The 21,788-nt window shown below is 68.1% G+C and carries 23 protein-coding genes; 1 reads left to right on the forward strand and 22 read right to left on the reverse strand.

Annotated elements, in window-relative coordinates; translation table 11 throughout:
- The 9 genes from TF1_RS01525 to TF1_RS01560 form a co-directional block, all read right to left on the reverse strand.
- A partial coding sequence (locus tag TF1_RS01525; RefSeq protein WP_174522674.1) for an aromatase/cyclase occupies positions 1-494 on the reverse strand: 494 nt, incomplete at its 3' end.
- A gap of 23 nt (positions 495-517) precedes the next feature.
- Positions 518-1,303 (reverse strand): 3-oxoacyl-ACP reductase FabG, encoded by a 786-nt coding sequence (gene fabG / locus TF1_RS01530; protein ID WP_061783560.1) that lies wholly within the window; start codon positions 1,301-1,303, stop codon positions 518-520.
- A 26-nt stretch (positions 1,304-1,329) separates the two neighbouring features.
- On the reverse strand, positions 1,330-1,590 hold the full coding sequence (locus TF1_RS01535; RefSeq protein ID WP_011291667.1) for an acyl carrier protein: 261 nt from the start codon (positions 1,588-1,590) through the stop codon (positions 1,330-1,332).
- 45 nt (positions 1,591-1,635) lie between these two features.
- On the reverse strand, positions 1,636-2,844 hold the full coding sequence (locus TF1_RS01540) for a ketosynthase chain-length factor (protein WP_011291666.1): 1,209 nt from the start codon (positions 2,842-2,844) through the stop codon (positions 1,636-1,638).
- Entirely contained in the window at positions 2,841-4,103 is a 1,263-nt protein-coding gene (locus TF1_RS01545; protein ID WP_061783561.1) for a beta-ketoacyl-[acyl-carrier-protein] synthase family protein, read from the reverse strand. The genes TF1_RS01540 and TF1_RS01545 overlap by 4 nt, the downstream gene beginning before the upstream one ends.
- 44 nt (positions 4,104-4,147) lie before the next feature.
- Positions 4,148-4,477 carry a TcmI family type II polyketide cyclase gene (locus TF1_RS01550; RefSeq protein ID WP_011291664.1) on the reverse strand — a complete coding sequence of 110 codons (330 nt, stop codon included), beginning with the start codon at positions 4,475-4,477 and terminating at the stop codon, positions 4,148-4,150.
- Between the two features lie 38 nt (positions 4,478-4,515).
- Complete coding sequence (locus TF1_RS01555) at positions 4,516-5,976, reverse strand: FAD-dependent monooxygenase (RefSeq protein ID WP_011291663.1); 1,461 nt, start codon at positions 5,974-5,976, stop codon at positions 4,516-4,518.
- A 12-nt stretch (positions 5,977-5,988) separates the two neighbouring features.
- Positions 5,989-6,207: a hypothetical protein gene (locus TF1_RS16075; protein WP_155983532.1), complete on the reverse strand. Its 219-nt coding sequence runs from the start codon at positions 6,205-6,207 to the stop codon at positions 5,989-5,991.
- A gap of 15 nt (positions 6,208-6,222) precedes the next feature.
- The gene (locus tag TF1_RS01560) at positions 6,223-7,782 is read right to left on the reverse strand and encodes an acyl-CoA carboxylase subunit beta (RefSeq protein WP_061783562.1); all 1,560 of its coding nucleotides are present in this window, start codon (positions 7,780-7,782) and stop codon (positions 6,223-6,225) included.
- Positions 7,783-8,504: 722 nt separating this feature from the next.
- Here TF1_RS01560 and TF1_RS01565 point away from each other — a divergent pair.
- A complete protein-coding gene (locus TF1_RS01565) occupies positions 8,505-8,969 on the forward strand; it encodes an Hsp20/alpha crystallin family protein (RefSeq protein WP_016188540.1) in 465 nt (154 codons plus the stop codon).
- A 380-nt stretch (positions 8,970-9,349) separates the two neighbouring features.
- Here the strand turns inward: TF1_RS01565 and TF1_RS01570 are convergent, their stop codons facing one another.
- From TF1_RS01570 to TF1_RS01630, 13 genes are all read right to left on the reverse strand, one after another.
- Positions 9,350-10,366 carry a glycoside hydrolase family 11 protein gene (locus tag TF1_RS01570; RefSeq protein ID WP_016188539.1) on the reverse strand — a complete coding sequence of 339 codons (1,017 nt, stop codon included), beginning with the start codon at positions 10,364-10,366 and terminating at the stop codon, positions 9,350-9,352.
- Between the two features lie 873 nt (positions 10,367-11,239).
- A complete protein-coding gene (locus TF1_RS01575; RefSeq protein WP_011291659.1) occupies positions 11,240-12,061 on the reverse strand; it encodes an inositol monophosphatase family protein in 822 nt (273 codons plus the stop codon).
- Between the two features lie 168 nt (positions 12,062-12,229).
- Positions 12,230-12,730 (reverse strand): DUF523 domain-containing protein, encoded by a 501-nt coding sequence (locus TF1_RS01580; protein ID WP_011291658.1) that lies wholly within the window; start codon positions 12,728-12,730, stop codon positions 12,230-12,232.
- A gap of 140 nt (positions 12,731-12,870) precedes the next feature.
- On the reverse strand, positions 12,871-14,259 hold the full coding sequence (gene der / locus TF1_RS01585) for a ribosome biogenesis GTPase Der (RefSeq protein WP_061783563.1): 1,389 nt from the start codon (positions 14,257-14,259) through the stop codon (positions 12,871-12,873).
- 96 nt (positions 14,260-14,355) lie between these two features.
- Positions 14,356-15,078: a (d)CMP kinase gene (gene cmk / locus TF1_RS01590; protein WP_011291656.1), complete on the reverse strand. Its 723-nt coding sequence runs from the start codon at positions 15,076-15,078 to the stop codon at positions 14,356-14,358.
- 109 nt (positions 15,079-15,187) lie between these two features.
- A complete protein-coding gene (locus TF1_RS01595; RefSeq protein WP_011291655.1) occupies positions 15,188-16,255 on the reverse strand; it encodes a prephenate dehydrogenase in 1,068 nt (355 codons plus the stop codon).
- 97 nt (positions 16,256-16,352) lie between these two features.
- Positions 16,353-16,715 (reverse strand): chorismate mutase, encoded by a 363-nt coding sequence (aroH, locus tag TF1_RS01600; RefSeq protein ID WP_011291654.1) that lies wholly within the window; start codon positions 16,713-16,715, stop codon positions 16,353-16,355.
- 25 nt (positions 16,716-16,740) lie between these two features.
- Complete coding sequence (locus tag TF1_RS01605) at positions 16,741-17,868, reverse strand: pseudouridine synthase (RefSeq protein WP_011291653.1); 1,128 nt, start codon at positions 17,866-17,868, stop codon at positions 16,741-16,743.
- On the reverse strand, positions 17,849-18,430 hold the full coding sequence (gene scpB / locus TF1_RS01610) for an SMC-Scp complex subunit ScpB (protein WP_011291652.1): 582 nt from the start codon (positions 18,428-18,430) through the stop codon (positions 17,849-17,851). Before scpB ends, TF1_RS01605 begins: the two co-directional genes overlap by 20 nt.
- Positions 18,427-19,251 (reverse strand): segregation and condensation protein A, encoded by an 825-nt coding sequence (locus TF1_RS01615; RefSeq protein WP_011291651.1) that lies wholly within the window; start codon positions 19,249-19,251, stop codon positions 18,427-18,429. Before TF1_RS01615 ends, scpB begins: the two co-directional genes overlap by 4 nt.
- A 58-nt stretch (positions 19,252-19,309) precedes the next feature.
- Positions 19,310-19,669 carry a hypothetical protein gene (locus TF1_RS01620; protein WP_011291650.1) on the reverse strand — a complete coding sequence of 120 codons (360 nt, stop codon included), beginning with the start codon at positions 19,667-19,669 and terminating at the stop codon, positions 19,310-19,312.
- On the reverse strand, positions 19,666-20,625 hold the full coding sequence (locus tag TF1_RS01625) for a ParA family protein (RefSeq protein WP_011291649.1): 960 nt from the start codon (positions 20,623-20,625) through the stop codon (positions 19,666-19,668). The genes TF1_RS01620 and TF1_RS01625 overlap by 4 nt, the downstream gene beginning before the upstream one ends.
- A 134-nt stretch (positions 20,626-20,759) precedes the next feature.
- Positions 20,760-21,725 (reverse strand): site-specific tyrosine recombinase XerD, encoded by a 966-nt coding sequence (locus TF1_RS01630; RefSeq protein ID WP_011291648.1) that lies wholly within the window; start codon positions 21,723-21,725, stop codon positions 20,760-20,762.
- Positions 21,726-21,788 lie beyond the last annotated feature (63 nt).

Here is a 21,788-nt window from a genome sequence, read left to right on the forward strand (position 1 = left end):
ACGCTGTCTTCGAAGCTGAGCAGTCGGTCGTCGCCGCTGGCGAGGGTTTCGACCCCGGTTTTGAGGGCGGCGAGTTCCGCGGTGCTGTTGCGGTCGACGGCTTGGCTGATCCACTCCAGTTTCTCCGGGTCGTCGTCGACGGCCCGGTAGTCATGGAGGAGCACGACCCGGCAACTGTGCTCGTCCAAGGGCTCGAGGATCCAAGATCCGCCCATGGCGGCGACGGGGGGTGCGGAGACTTCCTGGCGGAAGTCGATCCGCCGCGCGGCGGGGTCGAGAGTCCGGCGCGACGTCCACCCTTTGACGTCGCCGTTGGCGGTCGCCCAGATGCGGATGCGTTCCTGGTTTCCGGAGTGTTCGATCCGTTCGGCGTGGATGGTCGGTGGGAAGAGCTGCGGCCACTGTTCGACGTCGGCGATGAGCTCGTAGACCCGGGCTGCGGGGGCCTGCACGACAATGGTGTGGCGGTCTTCCCGGGATCCGGTCGGCTGCATGGTGTCTGTCCTCTCTGTGGTGGTCAGAAGTTGCCGAGGCCGCCGCAGACGTTGAGTGCCTGTGAAGTGATCGACGCTGCGGTCTCGGTGGTGAGGTAGCCGACCAGTCCGGCCACTTCTTCGGGGGTGGAGTAGCGGCCGAGCGGGATTTTGGCTTGGAATTTCGCGAGGACTTCGTCCTCGCTGATCTGCCAGGCTTGGGCGTAGCGCTGCCGAACCGCTTCCGCCATGGGGGTTTCCACGTAGCCGGGGCATACGGCGTTGACGGTGATCCCGGTGGGCGCGAGTTCGTTGCCGAGGGCTTTGGTGAATCCGACGACGCCGTGTTTGGAAGCGGAGTAGGGCGCGCCCAGGACCACTCCTTGCTTGCCGGCGGTCGAGGCGATGTTGATGATGCGTCCCCAGGAGGCTTCGCGCATTCCGCCGGTGGTGAGCACTTCCCGGGTTACGCGGAACACACTGGTGAGGTTGGTGGCGAGGACGTCGTCCCACAGGTCGTCGGGGATGTCGGCGGTGACCCCGCCTCCCCCGCGTCCCGCGTTGTTGACGAGGATGCCGATGGTGCCGAAGCGTTCGACCGCGGCGCGGACCATGGCCCGGATGTCGTCGAGGGAGCGGACGTCGCAGGCTTGGCCGTCGACGGGGAGATTCCCGTTGTCGGAGAGTTGTTTGGCGGTTTCCGCTACCCGTTCCCCGTTGCGGGCGCAGATGAAGACACGGTGGCCCCGGTTGGCCAGTTCTCGGGCCACAGCGAGCCCGATGCCGCTGGTGGCTCCGGTGACGATCGCGGTTCGAGGTGTGAATGTCACGTTGAATCCTCCGAGAACGATCAGGGTCAGGCGGCGGCCGTCATGCGGTTGACGAGGTCGATGAGCGCCCGCGGGGTGAGTGCCGCGGCGAGGTCTTCTTCAGCGATGCGGATTCCGTAGGCCCGTTCGATGCGCGCCCCGGTTTCCATCAGGGCGAGGGAGTCGTAGCCCAGTTCTTCGAATTCCGTGTCCAGGGCGTCGTCGCTGATGGCTGTGCTTCCGTCGGCTCCTGCGGCCTCGGTGAGGATGCGGCACAGGTCAGCAAGGGTGAACTCGGTTGTGGACATGGGTGTCTCCTTCGGGAACGGCCCGGAGCATCCGGGCGGGCAGGGTTAGGCCGCGCGGAGGACGAGGGCGGAGTTGAAGCCGCCGATTCCGCGGGCGACGATCAGGGCGATGCGGACGGGCAGGCTCCGAGGGGTTTCGGTGACCAGGTCCAGCCCGAGGTCGGGGGCGGCGGTGGCGTTGATGGTGGGTGGGATGACGCCGTCGCGGATGCTGAGGAGGGCTGCGGCAGCGTCGAGCGCGACCGCCCCGGAGAAGAGGCGTCCGGTCATGGTCTTGGGAACGGTGACGGGGACGGCCCCTTCCCCGAAGACGGCGTTGATGGCTGCGGCTTCGATCCGGTCGAGTTCCGGGATGGCGGCGCCGTCGCAGAAGACCACGTCGACTTCGTCGGGGTGGACGTCCGCGTCGGCGAGGGCGCCGCGCAGGGCCGCTTCCAGGGTGCTGGGACGGCCGCTTCCGGGCGGAGGGTCGAGCGTGGCGGCGTGGCCCGCGACAACCCCGTAGATGCGGGCGCCGCGGGCCCGGGCTGCGGTTTCCTCTTCGAGTACCAGCAGTGCTCCGCCTTCCCCGGGCACGTGCCCTCGGGCGTCGGCAGAGAACGGGAGGTAGGCGCGGCGGGGGTCGTCCGCGGTGCTGACCCGTCCCGAAGCGAGGTGGGCGATCCACCCCCAGGAGCACAGGGAGCTGTCGACACCCCCGGCGAGCATGACACGGGCGCCTTTGCGGATCTGCCGGCGGGCGTGGGCGATCGCGTCTGCTCCCCCGGCCTGGTCGGAGACGAGGACTCCCGTGGGGCCGCGCATCTGGTGGCGGATGGAGATCTGACCGGTGTTGACCGCGTAGAACCAGGCGAACGACTGGTAGGCGCTGACGTAGCTGGCGCCTTTGGCCCACAGGTTGCGGAGTTCCCGTTCACCGAACTCGTAGCCGCCTGAGGAGCTGGCCGTCACCACTCCGGCGGAGAACTCCGGCAACTGGGCGGGGTCCAGGCCCGCGTCGTCCCATGCCCACTGGGCGGCGGCGAGCGCCATTCTGGTCATGTGGTCGGTCTGCGGCAGGAGACGGCCGGGCAGGTGGTCGGCGGCGTGGAATCCGACGACTTGCCCCGCGAGCGAACTGGGGTATCCGCTCGCGTCGAACTTGGTGATCGGCGCGATGCCGTTGCGGCCTTCCAGGGTGGCCTTCCAGTAGTCGTCGACGCCGAGGCCGGTGGGGGCGATCACTCCGAGTCCGGTCACCACTGTGGTGGTCATGGGAGCCTCCTGTCCGCTGTGGTGAGGACCATCGCGCTTTGGAAGCCGCCGAAGCCGCTGCCTACCGTGAGCACCGTGTCGACTCGGTGCTCACGCGCGGTGATTGGCACATAGTCGAGGTCGCACTCGGGGTCGGGTTCGGTCAGGTTGGCTGTCGGCGGCACGATGTTGTCCCGCATGGCCAAGAGGCAGGCGGCGATTTCGATGGAGCCGATCGCGCCGAGGGAGTGGCCGATCATGGACTTGATGGAGCTGACCGGTGTCCGGTAGGCGTGGCTGCCGAGGGCTTTTTTGAAGGCGGCGGTCTCGTGGCGGTCGTTCTGTTTGGTGCCTGAGCCGTGCGCGTTGATGTAGTCGATGTCGTCGGGGTTGACGCGTGCCTCGTGCAGCGCGACCCGGATGGCTTCCGCCATTTCGTGGCCGTCCGCGCGGAGCCCGGTCATGTGGTAGGCGTTGGACCGGGTGGCGTAGCCTGCGAGTTCGCCGTATATGCGGGCGCCGCGGGCCCGGGCGTGCTCGCGTTCCTCGATGACGAACATGGCGCATCCTTCACCGAGGACGAAGCCGTTGCGGGTGCGGTCGAACGGGCGGGACGCGGTGGCGGGGGTGTCGTTGCGGGGTGAGGTCGCCTTGATCGCGTCGAAGCAGGCCGAGGTGATGGGGGTGAGGGGGGCGTCGGTGCTGCCGACGACGACGGCGTCGACGATGCCTTCTCGGACCAGGTCGGCGGCATAGCCCACCGAGTCCAGTCCAGAGGTGCACCCGGTGGACACCACGGTGGCTGGTCCTTCCGCCCCTACCTCCCAGGCCACGTCGGTAGCGAACGAGCTGGGCACGAAGTGCCGGTAGAGGTCGGTGACCGCGGGGTCGTAGCGGACGGGGTCAAGCTGTCCGTCGTCGCTGGACAGCCGGTACTGGTTTTCCAGGCTGGTGGATGCGCCGACGGCGCTGCCTACGACCACGCTGACCCGGTCTGGGCGGTCGATGGTCAGGCCGCTGTCCGCCATGGCTTCGCGGGTGGCGACGACAGCGAACTGGGCGGCCCGGTCCATGGTGCGGGCCTGCTGGGCGGTGAGTCCGTGCTCTTCGGGGTGGAAGTCGACTTCGGCGGCGATCCGGGACCGGAAGACGCTCGCGTCGAACAGGGAGATGGGGCGGGTCGCTGTCCTGCCTTCGGTCAGCAGGTTCCAGAAGGCCTGCGTGCCTATCCCGCCGGGTGCGATCACCCCGATGCCGGTGATGACTACGCGTCGTGTCATGCTGCTCCTCGTGCTGTTCGCCGGGCTGTGTGGGGGCCTCGTGCTCAGGAGGAGGCGGACCAGTGGTAGAAGCGGGTGGCGACAGCGTCCGCGGGGGAACGCCACGTGTCCGGGTCGTAGGCGGTGATGAAAGGCCTGAGGTCGTTGCTGATCTGCTGGAAGAGCGGATGGGACCGGGCTTTCGCGATGTTGGCGGCGCCGTCGGGGGTGGCGAAGTTCTGGAGGTGGAAGTACAGCCCTCGGTAGGTGAAGAGTTCCCGGCGCAGGGTGCCCATCAGGTGGGGCATTTCTGTTGCGTCGAAGGCCGCGAAGAGGCGGGCGACGTCGTCTTGGTCTTCCGGACGCATCCGGCCGACGATGAGGGTGCTGTGCATGGTGCGGTCCTTTCGCGGTGCGCGGATTGGGGGGTGGGTTAGGCGGGGTCGCCGAACCAGCGGTGGAGTGCGTCGGCGAGCGCTTCCCGGCCGGGGTCGGTCCAGGCGATGTATCCGTCTGGGCGGATGAGGAGGGTCCGGGCTCCTTCGAGTCCTTGGCTGTCGGGGGCGAGGCGCGCGGTGACCACGTCCACCCGGTCGCGCCACCGCTGCGCGGTGTGCTGGTGGTCGGGGGAGTCCGCCAGGTCGAGGAGGACGCCGCGGGCGGCGTGGAGGAGCCGGTGGGTGGTGGTGGGGTTTCCGTCCACGAGAAGGTCGCGGGGCGGGAGGCGTCGGCCGAGGAGGGGGTGGTCTTCGGGGCCGCCCTCGTAGCGGATGTCGAGCCCGCTGACCATGGCGGCCAGGTGGCGGTTGACTTCGTCGTAGGTCATGAGCTCCGCGAAGAGCTCCCGGAGCGGCTCGACCTCGGTTCCTTTGAGGTAGAGCAGTCCTTGGGCCTGGGTGTTCATCAGCACGCGGGCGCCGACGGGGTGGCGTTCGGCGTGGTAGGTGTCCAGGAGGTGTTCGGGGGCGGTGCCGCGGAGCACGGAGCCGAGCTTCCATCCGAGGTTGACGGCGTCTTGGACGCCCACGTTGAGCCCTTGTCCTCCTGCGGGCAGGTGGACGTGGGCGGCGTCTCCGGCGAGGAACACCCGGCCTCTGCGGTATTCGGTGACTTGGCGTGCTGCGTCAGTGAACGAGCTGGTCCACAGCGGGGTGGCGGTGCTGATGTCCTCTCCGGTGAGGCGCTGCCAGGCAGCGCTGATCTCGGAGAAGGGCGGCGGAGCGCTGCGCGGGCCCGGGGTGTGCCCCCGTTCGCAGACGATGATGCGGTCGATGCCGGAGCCGATCGGCGCGTTCATCACCATGCCGCCGGGGGTGCGCACCCCGATGGGGCGGGGCGGCAGGTCGGCGCCGACGATATCGGCGAGGAACATCTCCATCGTCGGCTCCGCCCCTGGGAAGTCGAATCCCGCGAGGCGGCGCACGGTGCTGTGTCCTCCGTCGCAGCCCACGAGGTAGGCGGCCCGTAGGGTGACGTCGCCGTCGGCAGTCTGGGCGAGGACTTCGACCGCGTCGTTGGTGTCGGCGACTTTGACGACTTCGTGGCCGCGGCGGATGTCCGCCCCCAGTTCCACGGCCCATTCGGCGAGGATGCGCTCGGTGACCCACTGGGGGACGCTGTTGGCGGAGAAGTGGATGCCGTCGAGGATGGAGAAGTCGAGGGGCAGTCCACCGAAGTGGCCGGCGGAGGAGGTGGTGACCTCGCCGAACCGTTCCATGAGTCCGCGCTGGTGGAAGACTTCGAGGGTTCGGGCGGTGAATCCGAGTCCGCGGGACTGTCCGGTGGGTTCGGTGAGGCGTTCCAGGACGATGACGTCCACTCCGGCGAGCCGCAGCTCACCGGCGAGCATGAGTCCGGTGGGGCCGGCGCCCACGACGATGACGGAAGCGTCCAACGTGTGCTCCTCTCAGTGCTGGCCGGGCGGGGCCCAGGGGGCGGGGCGCCGGGCCTTCCAGGACGGTGCCGGGCTGGGCTCGGCCGGGGTGTGGTGGCGGGTGGGCGGTGGCGTGGACCGGGTGTAGAGCAGGGCGATGATCCCTGCCACTGCGTCGGGGGGCACGCGGTCGTCGCGGGGGGTGGGAGGAGTCCGGGGGTCTGGTGTTCGGTGTTCTCGGTGGGCCGCCATGCGCTGCTCCGTGTCTTAGGTGGGCTGGTTGCCGTGTTTCCGGTCGGGGTGTTCGGCGTGTTTGCCGCGGAGGGCGGCGAGTGCGCTGATGAGTGCCGCCCGGGTGTGGGCGGGGTCGATGAGCTCGTCAACGAAGCCGCGTTCTGCCGCGTAGTGGGGGTGCATGAGTTCTTCGCGGTATTGGGCGATCTTGCGGGCCCGGACGGCGTCGGGGTCCTCTGCTGCGGCGATTTCTTTGCGGAAGACCACGTTGGCTGCGCCTTCAGCGCCCATCACCGCGATCTCGTTGGTGGGCCAGGCCAGGGAGATGTCGGATCCGATGGAGAGGGAGTCCATGACGATGTGGGCGCCGCCGTAGGACTTCCGCATGACGACTTGGACGCGGGGCACTGTCGCGTTGCAGTAGGAGTAGAGGAGTTTGGCGCCGTGCCGGATGATGCCTCCGTGCTCTTGAGCGGTGCCCGGCATGAACCCGGGAACGTCCACGAGGGTGACGAGGGGGATGTTGAAGGCGTCGTAGAATTGGACGAACCGTGCCGCTTTCTCGCTGGCGTGGATGTCGAGCACGCCGGCGAGGTGGGTCGGCTGGTTGGCGACGACACCGACCACATGCCCGTCGAGCCTGGCGAGAGCGCACACGATGTTGGGGGCCCATGCCTCGTGGACTTCGAAGAAGTCGCCCTCGTCGACGATGTCGGCGATGACGTCGCGAACGTCGTAGGGCTTGGCGGGGTCGGGGGGCACGATGCTGCTGATCCGGGTGCAGGGGCGGTCGGGCGGGTCGTCGGTGGGCAGGTGGGGTGGCAGTTCCCGGTTGTTGCTGGGGAGGAGGCTCAGCAGGTAGCGCACGTCGGTGAGGCAGGCGTGCTCGTTGTCGTAGGCGAAGTGCGCGACTCCGGACACGCTGCTGTGGGTGTCGGCACCGCCGAGTTCCTCTTGGGTGATTTCTTCGCCGGTGACGGCACGGACCACGTCGGGCCCGGTCACGAACATTTGCGCGATGCCGCGGACCATGAAGACGAAGTCGGTGAGGGCCGGCGAGTAGGCGGCGCCTCCCGCGCAGGGCCCTAGGATGACGCTGATCTGGGGGATGACGCCTGAGGCGCGGACGTTGCGGGAGAAGATCCCGCCGTATCCGGCGAGGGCCCCCACTCCTTCCTGGATCCGTGCCCCTGCCCCGTCGTTGAGCCCGACCACGGGTGCGCCGGCCTCGTAGGCGAGGTCCATGATTTTTTGGATCTTTTCTGCGTGCGCTTCTCCGAGAGATCCGCCGAAAATCCGGAAGTCGTGCGCGTAGACGAAAACTTTTCTCCCGTAGACGCGTCCCCATCCCGTGACGACTCCGTCGGTGTGCGGTCTTTTGTTCTCTATTCCGAACCCCACGGAACGGTGCCGCCGGAAAGATCCGATCTCGTGGAACGAGTCTTTATCGAGCAGGAGGTCGATCCGCTCCCGTACGGTCAGTTTCCCAAGAGAGCGCTGGCGTTCTGTGGCTCTAGGGTCTCCTGCCACGACGGTGGACCGGACCGCTGCAAGGTCGTCCACGAGTTTCTGAAAATAAGATTCCGCACCCATTGAGATCACGAGGTTCGCTTTGGTGGACTGCCAATAAAAATAAACGTCTGCACACCGGGAGAAAAGTTTTTGTTTTCAATAAGAATGATCTACGCAGATCCCCGATAATTCAACTAGGCAGACGCTAAGAGACAACTAAGAATGTAAAAACCGAATTTGAAGAGCGCTAAATACGGTGCTCAGGGGGCGCCGTGGGTCCGGGTGGCCTTGGGGCTCGGTCGGTGCTGGTGCCACTGGGGTGGCCGCGCGGGCGGCTCGGCGGCCGTGGGCGGCTTCGGGGCATGGAGTGCACGGCGTCCACCGCAGCAGGCCTGGGCCTAGCGTGTCCCGTTCTCCTCCTGGCGTGCGGTAGTGCGGTCGAGGTCGTGGTCTCCTAGACGGCCTGGTGCGCTGGTCCCCGACTCATGGCACGGGTGAGAGGCCCGTTCGTCCTGGTTGATGGGCGCGGTCCAGCGGTAGTTCTGCGAATGCACCTGCACGGGCAGGGGCGTGGTCGACTGCGCGGTGCGCGGCGCGTCGGTGGGGTGCTGTCGACCAGCCGACTCCAGCTGGGCTTGGTGGGGAGACCCGCCCCTCCCCCACCAGTGACACGCAACACACTCAACAAAGTTGAGTTTATGGGACTCAAATTTGGGGATGATCACCGGCGCAAGGCCGCAAGGCCTCCGCACCTGAACCCACCGCCTCCCGGCGGTCACCAACGAGTTCGAGGAGGTACAGACATGGCACTGCCCGTCGTCCGTTCTTCTCAGCCGACAACCGGATGGGACCCGTTTCGGGAGCTGAACGAACTCCACACGCAGCTGCATCGGTGGATGGATTCGGTGCTGGAGCGGACTTCCGGCCTCACCGCGGACCCGTTGAGCTGGTCGCCGCTGGCTGACCTGTCCGAGACCGAGGACGCCTACCTGGTCGAGGTGGAAGTCCCGGGTGTCTCCCGCGAGGACATCAGCATCGACCTGTCCGGGACGGAACTGGTGATCACGGGAGAACGCAAGGAGCGGGAGCGCGAGGGCTGGTTCCGCCACCGCACCCGCAGCGTCGGCCGGTTCCACTACGCGGTCACCCTGCCGCGGGACATCGACCCTGACGGGGTGGACGCGACCTTGTCCCAGGGGGTTTTGACCGTGCGGATCCCCAAGAGCAAGGCGCTCAAGCCGCGGCGGATCGCCATTACCGAGCGGTAATCCGCTCGTGGGCAGCGCGCGCATACCGCGGTCGCCACCATTGCCCGGCGCGCAAGACCAGGGGGTGGCTGCGGTGGCTTCCGACCGTCAGAATCCATGCAACGGGGCCCGCTGCGACAGCAGCGGGCCCCGTGCGTTTCCCCTATCCCCTCGGGGGTCTGTGTTCGCTGTTCATCCCCTGGAAGACCCTGGGTACCGGTGCCACGGGTGAGGGAACGCCGCGGCTCGCCGGCGGGATGACCGTGCGCCGGCCCTTTCGTGGGGGGAGGGCCAGCGCACACCGCATTCCCGGACCAATCCGCGAGCGGAGTGCTCTGCTCGCGGGTGTGGCGCGGCGGCCCCCTGAACCGCCGCGCCACAGCTGGGGTTATCCGGCAGGACTAGTTGGCGCTGCAGGACACCGTGGGCCACGTCCAGTTGCCGTTGTGCATGATCGTCATGCCCCAGTTGTTGCCGTTGCCGTTAGGCCGGGCAACCAAGGTCTGGGAGTCCGGGTAGCTGGCGTGGATGTTCCAGGTGGCGATGATCCTCGCCGGCCACGGAACGTTCACGGTCACGGTCCAGTTGTTGGAGCCGCTGACGTTGACGTTGAGGTTGTAGCGGTCGTTCCACTGCTGGCCCGCGGACAGCGTCGCCGTGCAGCCACCGCCACCGGGGGGGTTGCCGCCACCGGGGGGGTTGCCCCCACCGGGGTTGTCACCGCCGCTGGTGCCCAACGTCACGTTGGAGGATCCGCTGCTCTGGTAGCCCTCGGTCGCCATGATCATGTAGTCGTGGGTTCCGAGGTGCATACCGTGGCGGGCCCACGCGTCGAAGTGGTTCCCCGCGGTGATGGTACCGCTGGTCCGCTTGGACTGGCGGACGCTCCAGTACTGGTCGAAGGTCCGGGTGCCTTCGATGGAGGGCGCGTTGTACCGCGTGGTCTTGTAGATGTCGTAGGTACCACCGTCGGTGGTCACCGTGCCCATGTAGGTACCGGTGGGCCGGTAGGTGCCCCAGCTTTCGACGATGTAGTACTCCACGAGCGGGTTCCGCGTCCACCCGTAGAGGGTCAGGTAGGCGTTACCCGACGGGTTGAAGCTGGCGGAGTAGGTCACGGTCCGGCGGCCACCGGTGGCCCATCCCTTACCGGCGACGAAGTTCCCGGTGTTCCGCCAGGAGGTGCTGTAGTTTCCGCCAGGGCCCAGCTCCATGGAGACCGTTCCGGGCGCGTCGGTCCAGAACGAGTAGAAGTACCCGTCGTGGTACCCGGTCTCGTTGGAGGTCACGGCCGCGTGGGCGGCAGTACTGGGGATCATCGTGACGACCGCGACGAGTGCCGCGGCGAACGCCTTGCCGATGAGCAGTCTGGGCCGGAAGCGTCTCCGGCTCTTCAGACTGGCGGGGGCATGGTTCATTGTGGGTGTTTCCTCCTTGTACGGGCTGGAGGGGACCAGGGAGCATCCTGCGACCTGGTGGGGGGCGATGACCGGGGTCAGTGGTCGCCGCTCCTCGGCGTCGGGGATGACGCGGCTAGGTGAGCCACACGTCGAGTCGTCGACGACCGGACCCAGGCCGCAGTAGCTGACCTGGCTCGACAGCGGGCAAGAGCTGTCGATACCGACAGTGTTCGCCCGATTCTATGGAGTTGTCAATAGATTCCGGAAGATTCCGGAAATTTCCCTGGTCAAAAGTTCGTGAAGAACATCAGATCTACGCGCCTCTTCCCCCGCCTCCGACCGTCTTTCTTCGGCTTGCGCGGCGGTTTTCCCTGTTCGAAAATTTTCGATACCTTTCCGAATAAAACCGGGAGACCCGGTCGGGAAGAGGGTCACCAGTCCAGCCCACAGCCCGCCGCAGCCGCCCCGCGCTCTCCGGAACCGGCCGCAGACATCCACAGACGTCGCAGCGGAGTGTCCCGCGCTACGGTGCCTTCCCGACACGCTGCAGTCCGCTTCGTAGCGCGGCAGACCCCAGCCCGCCGCGCAGCACAGTCCGACCACTGCGCAAGCTCGATCCCTTGCGGGCACCCCACTCCATGGGACGCATCCCGCGCCGACCGCAGCAGAATGTGCCGCACCCCGTCCAGCTCCAGCACCCCGGCATGCCCCCGTACTCTTCGCAAGCCCCCGTCAGCAGAGAACTCCTGAACCGTCTTTTGGCCCGACTATTCTGGCGCAGCTACACGGCCAGTGCGCCGTTCCCCCTTGCGCTCGCTCCTACCAGGCCGATACCCCCACAAGGGTGCGGCGCTGTGCCCGCCCCGTCACCGGCTTCCCCGCGGGCCCGGGTCAGTCTGCTGCGGCAGGCCAGTACGGGGTGTGGCGGGCTACCGCGAGCAGCGGGAGCACGGCGTCACGCAGCCCAGGAGTCACCGCGACCGTGCACTTGGACCGCAGGGTGTGCGGGCTGCCGTCGCTGTCCACCACCACCGCACCAGCCTCGCGGGCGATTACGGTCCCCGCCGCCGTGTCCCACGGGCGGTTGCCCAAGGTGACGCTGACGTCCAACGCGCCCTCGGCCACAAACACGAGGTCCACGGCTGTGGCGCCCAGGCGGCGCACCCCTTGGGCGCGCGCGGACAGGACCCGGTCCAGTTCCGCGGAGAGCAGGTCGCGTACCGGGAAGTCAGCCCAACCGCCGTAACTGCTGAGCGCCACCAAGGCCCGCGAAATATCGGTCGTTTCCGACACGGTGATCTGGGTGTGGTCCCGGTAGGCGCCGTGCCCGCGGGCCGCCCAGTAGCGTCTGCCGAGGAACGGCAGCGCGATCACACCGAGCACCGGCTGCTCGTCGTGGATCAGCCCGAGCGCCACCGCGTTCAACGGCAAGCCGTGGGAGAAGTTCGTGGTGCCATCCACCGGGTCGAGCACCCAGTAGGTGGCGGAGTCGCCCGTAGCTCCCGTTTCTTCCCCGAGGAACCCCAGGTCAGGAGTGTCCCGCAGCAACCGGTCGCGGACCAGGTGCTCCACGGCCTCGTCGATGTCGGTCACGATCTCCCGGCCGCCTTTGCTCCGAATCCCCGTCACCGGCTGAGACAGCACGTAGTCGACGGCCGCATCAACAGCGTGGTGGGCGACGGACAGTAAGGCCTTGAGGTCAGACTGAGGCATGGAGGTCCTCCGGTCGGCGGGAACAAAGGGGGGAGGGTCGGCGGCGGGATCCGCTCTCTGCCGCCAGCTCCGTGCAGGACTTTACGCAACCGTGCCACGCTGGGCAGCCGGCTCCTCCCCTCACGGGGGCGCTTCCGCAGCCCCGAATGGCACGGAAGAGGTCGGACGTCAGCGAGACGTCTCCAACTCCGTAAGCCGGGCCTGGGCTTGCGGAAGTTCGTGCTCGGTGAAGACGTCGATGCCGTGGTCGCGCAGCAGCAGAGTGGTCAGCCCCATTCCCGGGACGGTCGTACCGGTGAACGAGCCGTCGAACACCTGGTGGACCCCACAGGACGGGCTTTTCTCCTTGAGGACGGCCAGCCGCACCCCGTGCTCTTGGGCAGCGCGCAGGGCGGCCTGGGCGCCGTGGAGGAAGAACGCGGTAACGTCGCGGCCGTCCCGGGTCCGGATCCGCGCTTGTCCCGCTAAGACAGCGCGGGCCCCTTGCGCGCCTTCGATCTCGGCGGGCGGCCGGGGAACCGGAAGTCCTCCGACCACTTCCGGACAGAACGGAACGAGCCGTCCTTCGTCTCGCCAGCGCGCCACAATCTCGTGGTTGATCGTTTTCGCCCGTCCGTCGAACCGCACTGCCCGCCCCAGCAGGCAGGCGCTGACCAGTATCCGTTCCATCGCTTCCTCCCCCGCCCGGATCCAGGCCGTCCGACCGGCTGCTGGCGGGCTGTCCGAAGGGTCCAGCCCGCCAGCAGTGCACGCAGCCGGGGTTGCGGCCGCTTCCCGGCGCAGTGGCGCGCAGACAGGCCCTCGCGGTCCTAGCGCTGGGCGGCCTTCCCCTTCTTCTTCTCCCGGATGCGCATGGTCAGTTTGATGGGCGTGCCCTCAAACCCGAAGTCCTCCCGCAGCCGCCGTTCGATGAACCGGCGGTAGTTGTCTTCCAGGAACCCTGTGGTGAACAGCACGAAGTGCGGTGGCCGGACCCCCGCCTGGGTGGCGAACAGGATCTTGGTCTGCCGGCCGCCGCGTGCGGGCGGGGGCACGGCCGAGACCAGCTCCTTGAACCAGGCGTTGAGACGCCCCGTGGAGATGCGGGTCTCCCAGTTCTCCAGGCCCTGTTCGATCGCAGGAACCAGCCGTTCGACGTGCCGCCCGGTCTTCGCGGAAATGTTGACCCGGGGCGCCCAGCTCACCCGGAACAGTTGGCGGTCGATCTCTTTCTCCAGGTAGTAGCGGCGCTCGTCGTCCAGCAGATCCCACTTGTTGAACGCCAGCACCAGGGCCCGGCCCGCCTCGATGACCTGGTCAATGATCCGGAGGTCCTGCTCCGCCAGGGGTTCGCTGGCGTCCAGCAGGACCACGGCGACCTCGGCGCGTTCCAGCGCGGTGGCGGTACGCATCGTCGCGTAGTAGTCCGCGCCTTGCAGGGCGCGGAACCGGCGCCGGATTCCCGCGGTGTCGATGAACTTCCACGTTTTCCCGCCGAGTTCGACGAGCTCGTCGACCGCATCCCGGGTGGTGCCCGCCACCGAGTCCACGACCACACGCTCTTCCCCGGCGAGCTTGTTGAGCAGGCTGGACTTGCCGACGTTGGGCCGTCCCACCAAGGCGACCCGGCGCGGCCCGTCGACCGCGGCCTCTTCGAGAGGGGGCGGTTCTTTCGGCATGGCGTCGAGGACCGCGTCGAGCAGGTCGCCGATACCGCGGCCGTGCAGGGCACTGACCGGGTACGGCTCCCCCACCCCCAGATTCCACAGCTCCATCGCGTCCGCGTCGCCCAGCGGGCCGTCCACCTTGTTGGCGGCCAGCACCACGGGGCGCTTGGTGGCGCGCAGGACGCGGGTGACGGCCTCGTCCTCGTCAGTGATTCCGACCGTGGCGTCCACCACGAACAGGATCACGTCGGCAGTTTCTGCGGCGTATTCGGCTTGGCGCGCCACCATGGCGGCCAGTCCTTTAGCGTTGGTCTCCCAGCCGCCCGTGTCGACGAGGGTGAATTCGCGCCCTTGCCAGTTGGCGTCGTAGGCCACCCGGTCCCGGGTCACCCCCGGAACGTCTTCCACCACTGCTTCGCGACGTCCGATGATCCGGTTGACCAGGGACGATTTGCCTACGTTAGGGCGTCCCACCACGGCCACGACAGGTTTGACGCGGGTGGTTTTGTCGCTAGCGGCCACTGTGGTGCGCTCGTCGGCGTTGTCACTCATCACGCATACTCCCGGTAGCAAGTCCCCACGCGCCCAGGATGCGTGTCGTGAGGACTGGATGGCCCGCGTGCCGGTCGGCACGGGGTCCCGCGTCTCTCAGCGGGGCTGTGGCGAAGGTCGGCTGGCCGCCTCCCGCGCCTCGTCGGCGAGTTTGACCACCAGTGCGATGACCTCGTCCAACGTCAGACCCGTGGTGTCCAATTCGATGGCGTCCGGGGTCTGGGTCAAGGGGGCCACGGCGCGGGTCGAATCCAACTGGTCGCGGCGGACCAGCGCCTCCCGGGTAGCCATGACGTCGGTGGACTGCATTTCTCTGCTGCGCCGCTGGGCCCGGGCGTCCGCGCTCGCGGTGAGGAAGAGCTTCACCGGGGCTTCGGGGGCGACCACCGTGGTGATGTCGCGGCCTTCCACGACAATCCCGGGTGAGGTCGCGCACGCTTCAGCGATGATTTCGCGCTGGCGGGCGACAAGGATCTCCCGTACTCGGGGCACGGCGCTGACTGCGCTGACGTTGGCGGTGACGATGTCGGTGCGGATCTCCTGGGCCACGTCAACCCCGTCGACGTGAACGGTGGGCGCATCCGGGTCGATACCCATGGTGATCACCGGGCGTGGGGCTGCCTCAGCGACCGCTTCAGGGTCGGACACGTCGATCCCGTGGGTCAGCATCCACCATGTCATGGCGCGGTACATGGCGCCGGTGTCGAGGTATTTGAGGTCACGTGCCCGGGCCACACCCTTGGCTGTGCTGGACTTTCCCGATCCTGAAGGACCGTCGATGGCGATGACGAACCCCTCGCCGTGCCCTTGCCCGCTCACGTCTACCGCTCCCTGCACAACGTCCGCCTTGTCGTCTTTTCCGGTTCAGCCTACAGCCCGCTCAGCCTCGCAGAGTCCTTTCGGGGAGATGGGCGCGGTCCGGCACCCTTCAACGGTGCACCGACCATCCGCCCGCGGTGAGAGCACGCTCCAGCCGGTCGCGGGCTTCGGGGACCACCGACAGTTGGGCCACACCCAGCGGCAGCCCTGGAGAGTGGTCGATCCGCACGTCCTCCACGTTGACACCCGCCTCGGCCGCGGCGGCGAACAGGCGACCCAATGCTCCCGGTTCGTCCGGGATCACCACCGACAGCACCGCGTAGTCGGGGGTGGGGCCGATGCCGCGTTTGCCGGGGACCCGCGCGTGCCCCGCGCGGCCCCGCCGCAGCAGGTCCACAACCGTGTCCAGGGTGCCGGTGCGGAGCGCGGCAGCGGCCGCCGCCAAGTCCGCAGCGACCTGCTCCAGGACCGCGGCCACGGGGCCAGCGTTGTGGCTGAGGATCTCCCGCCACAGGTCCACGTCCCCTCCGGCGATGCGTGTCATGTCACGCAGGCCTTGCCCGGCCAGGGCAAGCGCGGTGTCGTCCCCGTCGAGCAGGGAGGCAGCCACCGCGGCAGACACCGCGTGGGGGGCGTGGGAGACCAGCGCCACCGCCCTGTCGTGGGCTGTCTCGTCGACCACCAGAGGGTTGGCCCCGCAGAGTTCCGCGAGCAGGGTAGCGGTTTTCACTGCGACAGGGTCGGTCTGGGGGGTGGGACACAGCGCCCACGAGCGGCCGAGGAACAGGTCGGCGCGGGCCGCACTGGGCCCCTGCTTCTCCCTGCCCCCCATGGGATGGCCGGGCACGTAGCTGGCCATCGTGCAACCGAGCTCCGCTGCCTGCCTGACCACGGACGTTTTCACGCTGGCCACATCCGTGTAGACGCGGGCCAGGCCGCGCTGCTGCGCGTCGCGGAGGGCCGCGGGCACCGCGCTAGGCGGTACCGCGACCACGGCGATGTCCGCGGGCTCCGGCAGGTCCTCGACCAGGGGGGTGCCGGCGCCCAGTTCGCAGGCCAGCTCCAGGGCTGCGGAGTCGCGGTCGCTGAGTGCCACGTCGACACCGCGCTGCCGCAGCGCCAACGCGATCGACGTTCCGATCAGCCCGGTGCCGATCACGACCGCACTCTCGACCATGGCCTTGTCTCCCGTTGTCGGCTATCCGTCTCCGGTTTTCCGCCCAGGCTAGGGCACCCGGCGGTGGACCGCAGCGCGCCCGCCTTCCCGTTGCCGGCTACTGCGCGATGTCCAACCGCAGGACTTGGGCGCCGCGCAGGTAGACGTGGTGCAGTTCCGAGCGGGGCCGGTCGGTTTCGATGTGCGCCATGAGCCGCACCACACGGGGCAGGGCGTGCGGCACTGCGATCTCGGTGGAGCAGATGAGGGGGACGTCAGTGAAGCCGAGCTTGCGTGCGGCCAGCGCCGGGAACTCCGCGTTGAGGTCCTGGGTCGCGGTGAACAGGACACTGATGAAATCGTCGGTGGTCAACTGGTTTCGGCGCATGACCTCTTCGATCAGCTCCGCGGTCGCTTCTAATATGAGGTCCCGTTCGTTGGCGTCGACCTGGACCGCCCCACGGATTGCTCGTACCGCCACTTTTCGTCCTCCCGATATCCCTGGGCTACATCCCTGCGGCAGTGTAGAGCTCGCTGACTTCCTGCGAGGTCAGGGCCCTGATGGTGCCGCTCTTCAGGTTGTTGAGCCCGACCGGTCCGATCTGGGTGCGGGCCAGGTCAGACACGGGGTGACCCACCGCTTTCATGAGGCGGCGCACAATGTGCTTCCGCCCCTCATGCAGTCTGATCTCGACCAGGGCTTTCGGCTCGATGTTGTCGATCACCCGGAACGAGTCCACTTTGACGAATCCGTCGTCCAGTTCGACCCCTTTGCGGATCTGGCGGATGACGTCGCGGGGGACGGGTCCGGGCACTTTCGCAAGATAGGTCTTGGTCACTTTATAGCGGGGGTGGGTGAGCCGGTTGGCGAGCTCCCCATCGTTGGTGAGCAGGATCAGGCCCTCGGTGTCCGTGTCGAGGCGGCCGACGTGGAACAGCCGTTCTTCGATGGGGCCGATCTGGGCGGCGTAGTCGCCGATCGTGGGCCGCCCCTCGGGGTCGAACATGGTGCTGACCACCCCGCGCGGCTTGTTCAACGCGTAGTAGCGCAGGTTCTGGGAGGTGACTACCCGCATACCGTCCACGCGGATCTCGGACTTCTCCGGGTCGACGCGGGCACCGAAACGCCGCACGATCTGCCCGTCGACGCTGACCCGGCCTGCAGCGATCAGCTCCTCGCAGGCGCGGCGGCTCGCCACCCCCGCCTGGGCGAGGGCTTTCTGCAGCCGGATGCCGCCGGGAACATCCACGTAGGTGTCGCGCTCCTCGTCCGGGTCGACGGGATCGTCGTCCCACGGATCGTATTCGTCGCGGAGGATCCGCAGCCGGGCGCGGGCTTGCGGCGACAGTCCCCGTTCTGCGCCGCGTCCCCCGCGGCCGGAGCGCCGGGCGCGGGGGTCGTGAGCGTGCCGCTGCCTCCGTTCGGCTTGGGCACGCTGCGTGCGCTCCCCACGCTGTCCGTCCCGCTGCTTCCGGCCGGGGGCAGTCCTCCGGTCGTCCCCGGTGTCCTGGTCGAAATGTGCGCCGCGGCGGTCCCGGTGCTCGCGGCGTCCCGTCTGTTCGAAATGGCCGCGCCCACCGCGCGGTCGGCCGCCGCCACGGCGGCGGATGCTGTCATCGTGTGGCTTGTTCACCGGTGTCGTCGAGACCTTCGATGTCGTCGGGTAGGAAAGGGGCGAGGTCGGGAAGTTCGTCGAGACTGCGCAATCCTAGCCGTTCCAGGAAATAGCTGGTGGTGCGATAGAGAATCGCGCCTGACTCCGGGTCCTGGCCGGCTTCTTCGATCAGCCCTCGTAGTACGAGGGTACGCATAACCCCGTCACAGTTCACACCGCGGATCGCAGAGACCTTGCCGCGGGAGACGGGCTGGCGGTAGGCCACCACGGCGAGCGTCTCCAAGGCTGCCTGGGTGAGCCGCACTTCGTGGCCGTCGCGGAGGAAGTGCTCCACGGCTTCAGCACATTCGGGACGGGTGTAAAAGCGCCACCCTTCGGCTACTTCCCGCAGGTCGAAGCCGCGGCCCTGCTCGGTGTACTCGCGTGCTGTCTCCCGCAGCACGCGGGTGACGGTCTCCACGTCGGTGCCGAAGGCGCGGGCCAGTTCGTAGGCGGAGACTGGCTGGTCGACCACCATGAGCACGGCTTCCAAGTTGCGGCGGAGCACGGTCAGGTCGACCTCGGATGTGGTGCGGCTCACGGGGCCCTCCCCTCGTCGTGGTCTTTGGTCTGTCCGTAGTCGTCGGCCACTGACACGTCGCCTTCGCTGCTGCCGGTCCAGGTGATCCGCAGCTCCCCCAGCGGTTCCGGCTGGTCGAAGCTGACGTGAGCGTTCCGGTACAGCTCGAGCAGGGCGAGGAACCGCGCCACGATCTCAAACGTATCGGTGCAGGCGCGGGTGAGCTCGGTGAAGGTGAGCGTGCCGTGCTCCCGCAGTTCCGCCACGACCAGCACCGCCTGTTCTGCCACGGAAGTTTTGGGCTGGTGGATGTGGGTGACCGGGACGCTCGGCGGTTCACGCGGGGTGAAGACGCGGGCGGCTAGGGCAGCGAACTCCTGGGGGCCGAGGGTGAGGAGGACGTCAGGACGCAGGTCGGCGAAGCGGGGTTCGAGGGGGACGGCGCGCGCCCAGCGGCGGCTCTGCGCGGCGAGCCGTTCCGCGAACACGGCAGCGACCTGCTTGTAGGCCCGGTACTGCAGGAGGCGGGCGAACAGCAGGTCGCGGGCTTCCAGCAGGGCCAGGTCGGCTTCGTCCTCCACTTCCCCGCGGGGAAGCAGCCGGGCCGCCTTCAGGTCGAGGAGGGTCGCGGCCACCAGCAGGAAGTTGCTGACCATGTCAAGGTCCCACGAGTCTTCGTAGGCCTTGATGTGCGCGATGAACTCGTCGGTGACCTTCGACAGCGCTACCTCGGTGATGTCCAGCTTGTGCTTGGAGATGAGGGTGAGGAGCAGGTCGAAGGGGCCTTCGAAGTTGTCGAGGTGGACGAGGAACCCCCGCTCGGGGGACTCTTGGTCGGTCATCGGTGGTCCGGGGCGTGCCCCGGCGGGATCGGTCGATGGGTCATAGTCACCGGCTGGTTCAGGGGTCGCTGAGTCGCTGCACTAGCATGCTCGACTCTCCGTACTCCTCAAAATCCGCGAGCAGGACCGCGATCGCTTCCCGCACGATCCGGCCGCGGTCAACGGTGAGTCCGTAGTCGGCGCGCAGCACGAGCCGGGTCTGCTCCAAGGCGAGGAGTTCGTCCTCGGAGACGTAGACGGTGATCTTCTCTTCGTGGCGTTGCCGTCCGCTCGGCGGTATCGCGATGCGCGGTCGTGTGTGCCGGGCCCGCCCGCGCTGGGGCGTGCCCGGGGCTGCTGCCTCTGCGGGGGTCGTAGGCGTTTCGGAGCGGGACGCGGCGGGGCGGACGAGCGTGTCCTCCGCACCGGACCGCGTCACGCGTCGGGAACGCCGTGGGACCACCGGGCAAGCACCTCCTTGGCCAGTTCCCGGTAGGCACGGGCGCCCGCCGACGAGGGGTCGAACTGGGTGATCGGTTCACCGGCGACCGTGGCGTCGGGGAATCTGACGGTCCGGTGGATGACGGTGTGGAACACTTTGGGGCCGAAGCCTTCGATGATGGTGGCGAGCACTTCGCGGGCGTGCAGGGTCCTCGGGTCGTACATGGTGCCGAGGAACCCGTCGATCTCCAGGCGGTCGTTGAGCCGCTCCTTGACTTTCTGGATGGTGTCCATGAGGAGGGCGACGCCGCGGAGCGCGAAGAACTCGCATTCCAGGGGGACGATGACGCCGTGGGCGGCGGTGAGGGCGTTGACGGTGAGCAGGCCCAGCGACGGCTGGCAGTCGATGAGGACCACGTCGTAGTCGTCGACCACGGGTGCGAGGGCGCGGCTGAGCATCTGCTCGCGGGCGACCTCACCGACGAGTTGGACTTCCGCGGCAGACAGGTCGATGTTGCTGGGGATCAGGTCCAGCCCGTCGATCTCCGTGGTGAGCAGCACTTTGTCGACGGTGACGTCGCGCTGCATGAGCAGGTTGTAGATGGTGAGGTCCAGTTCACGCGGGTCGCGGCGGCCTAACCCCACGGAGAGTGCGCCTTGGGGATCGAAGTCTACGAGCAGGACACGGCGTCCGTACTCGGCGAGTGCTGCCCCCAGGTTGATGGTGGTGGTGGTCTTGCCGACCCCACCTTTTTGGTTGCACAACGCCACGATGCGGGCGGGGCCGTGGTGGTCGAGGGGTTCCGGTTCCGGAAATTCCGGTTTCGGCCGGTTCACCCCGCCTAGTGCCGCCCCCGCGCTGGGCGCCTGCGCCCAGGGGCTGTTCGCCGGCTCGGCCGCCGCAGCATCCGCTGATGCTGGCGTGCCCACGTTGTCGTATCCGGACCAGCTCACAACCCAGGACCTCCCTACGGACCGGTCGTCATCACACCGAATTCTGCCGAACCGGTTGACAGGCCGTTGGAAAAACTCGATTTGTCGACACTATTGCGTTCGTGCGGCGACTCTAGAGTGTCGGATGCGGTGAATCAACGCGACACTCGCGCCCGGGGATGTGCTGCAGCGTACACCTCCCGCAGCCGGTCCACGGTGACGAGGGTGTAGACCTGCGTCGTGGTGACGGAGGCGTGCCCTAAAAGCTCTTGGACGACGCGCACGTCCGCGCCCCCGTCGATGAGGTGGGTGGCGAACGAGTGGCGCAAGGTGTGCGGGGACACATCGCGGAGGCCGGCCCGTTCAGCGGCGGCGTGCAGTACCGCCCACGCACCCTGCCGGGTCAGCCTGCCTCCGCGGGCGTTGAGGAACAGGGCGCTGCTGCCGCGTCCGGCAGCGGCGAGCCCGGGACGGGCCCGCACCAGGTAGGCGTCTACAGCGGTGCGCGCATACCGGCCGACCGGCACGATGCGCTCTTTACCGCCTTTGCCGCGGAACCGCACCGCCGCGACTTCGGTGTCGGCGTGCGGGTCGGGGCGCAGCCGGGTGACGTCGTCCACGTCCAGGCCGACGACTTCGGAGATCCGCGCCCCCGTGCCGTACAGCAGTTCTATGAGGGCGCGGTCCCGCAGTGCGCGCGGACCGCCTCCGATGTCGGCTGCGGCGAGCAGCGCCTCCACTTGGGCCACGGTGATGGCTTTGGGGAGTCTGCGCTGGAGGGCGGGGGGCCGTACCTCGTGGGCGGGGTCGTGGGCGGTGAGTCCTTCGCGGAGCGCGAACCGGTGCAGGCCGCGGACTGCGATCACGGCTCGTCCCGCGGAGTTGGCGCCCAAAGGCCGGTGGTGGGCGTCGCCTTCCCGCAGGGTGCGCAGGAAGGAGGCGACGTCGTCGGCGCGGACGTCGCGCAGGTCGGTGATGCCGCGGGCGGTGAGGAAGTCCAGGTAGCGGTTGAGGTCCCGGCGGTAGGACTGGAGGGTGTTGGCGGCGAGCCCGCGTTCCACAGTCAAGTGGTCGAGGTATCCGCGTACCGCTGTGTGAAGACGAGACGCCTGCTCGGGCATTCCGCTTGGCTCCTCCCCGGGTCGGTGCAGTGGCGGCGGCCCGGGGCCGGACCGCCGCCACCA

This window comes from Thermobifida fusca NBRC 14071 = JCM 3263 (assembly GCF_001592045.1).
Classification (GTDB): domain Bacteria; phylum Actinomycetota; class Actinomycetes; order Streptosporangiales; family Streptosporangiaceae; genus Thermobifida; species Thermobifida fusca.

Excerpts from the sequence above, each read along its gene's own strand:
- TF1_RS01535 (WP_011291667.1), bottom strand. The coding sequence starts at position 1,590 with ATGTCCACAACCGAGTTCACCCTTGCTGACCTGTGCCGCATCCTCACC.
- TF1_RS01540 (WP_011291666.1), bottom strand. The coding sequence starts at position 2,844 with ATGACCACCACAGTGGTGACCGGACTCGGAGTGATCGCCCCCACCGGC.
- TF1_RS01545 (WP_061783561.1), bottom strand. The coding sequence starts at position 4,103 with ATGACACGACGCGTAGTCATCACCGGCATCGGGGTGATCGCACCCGGC.
- TF1_RS01550 (WP_011291664.1), bottom strand. The coding sequence starts at position 4,477 with ATGCACAGCACCCTCATCGTCGGCCGGATGCGTCCGGAAGACCAAGAC.
- TF1_RS16075 (WP_155983532.1), bottom strand. The coding sequence starts at position 6,207 with ATGGCGGCCCACCGAGAACACCGAACACCAGACCCCCGGACTCCTCCC.
- TF1_RS01560 (WP_061783562.1), bottom strand. The coding sequence starts at position 7,782 with ATGGGTGCGGAATCTTATTTTCAGAAACTCGTGGACGACCTTGCAGCG.
- TF1_RS01565 (WP_016188540.1), top strand. The coding sequence starts at position 8,505 with ATGGCACTGCCCGTCGTCCGTTCTTCTCAGCCGACAACCGGATGGGAC.
- TF1_RS01570 (WP_016188539.1), bottom strand. The coding sequence starts at position 10,366 with ATGAACCATGCCCCCGCCAGTCTGAAGAGCCGGAGACGCTTCCGGCCC.
- TF1_RS01575 (WP_011291659.1), bottom strand. The coding sequence starts at position 12,061 with ATGCCTCAGTCTGACCTCAAGGCCTTACTGTCCGTCGCCCACCACGCT.
- TF1_RS01580 (WP_011291658.1), bottom strand. The coding sequence starts at position 12,730 with ATGGAACGGATACTGGTCAGCGCCTGCCTGCTGGGGCGGGCAGTGCGG.
- der (WP_061783563.1), bottom strand. The coding sequence starts at position 14,259 with ATGAGTGACAACGCCGACGAGCGCACCACAGTGGCCGCTAGCGACAAA.
- TF1_RS01595 (WP_011291655.1), bottom strand. The coding sequence starts at position 16,255 with ATGGTCGAGAGTGCGGTCGTGATCGGCACCGGGCTGATCGGAACGTCG.
- TF1_RS01615 (WP_011291651.1), bottom strand. The coding sequence starts at position 19,251 with ATGACCGACCAAGAGTCCCCCGAGCGGGGGTTCCTCGTCCACCTCGAC.
- TF1_RS01630 (WP_011291648.1), bottom strand. The coding sequence starts at position 21,725 with ATGCCCGAGCAGGCGTCTCGTCTTCACACAGCGGTACGCGGATACCTC.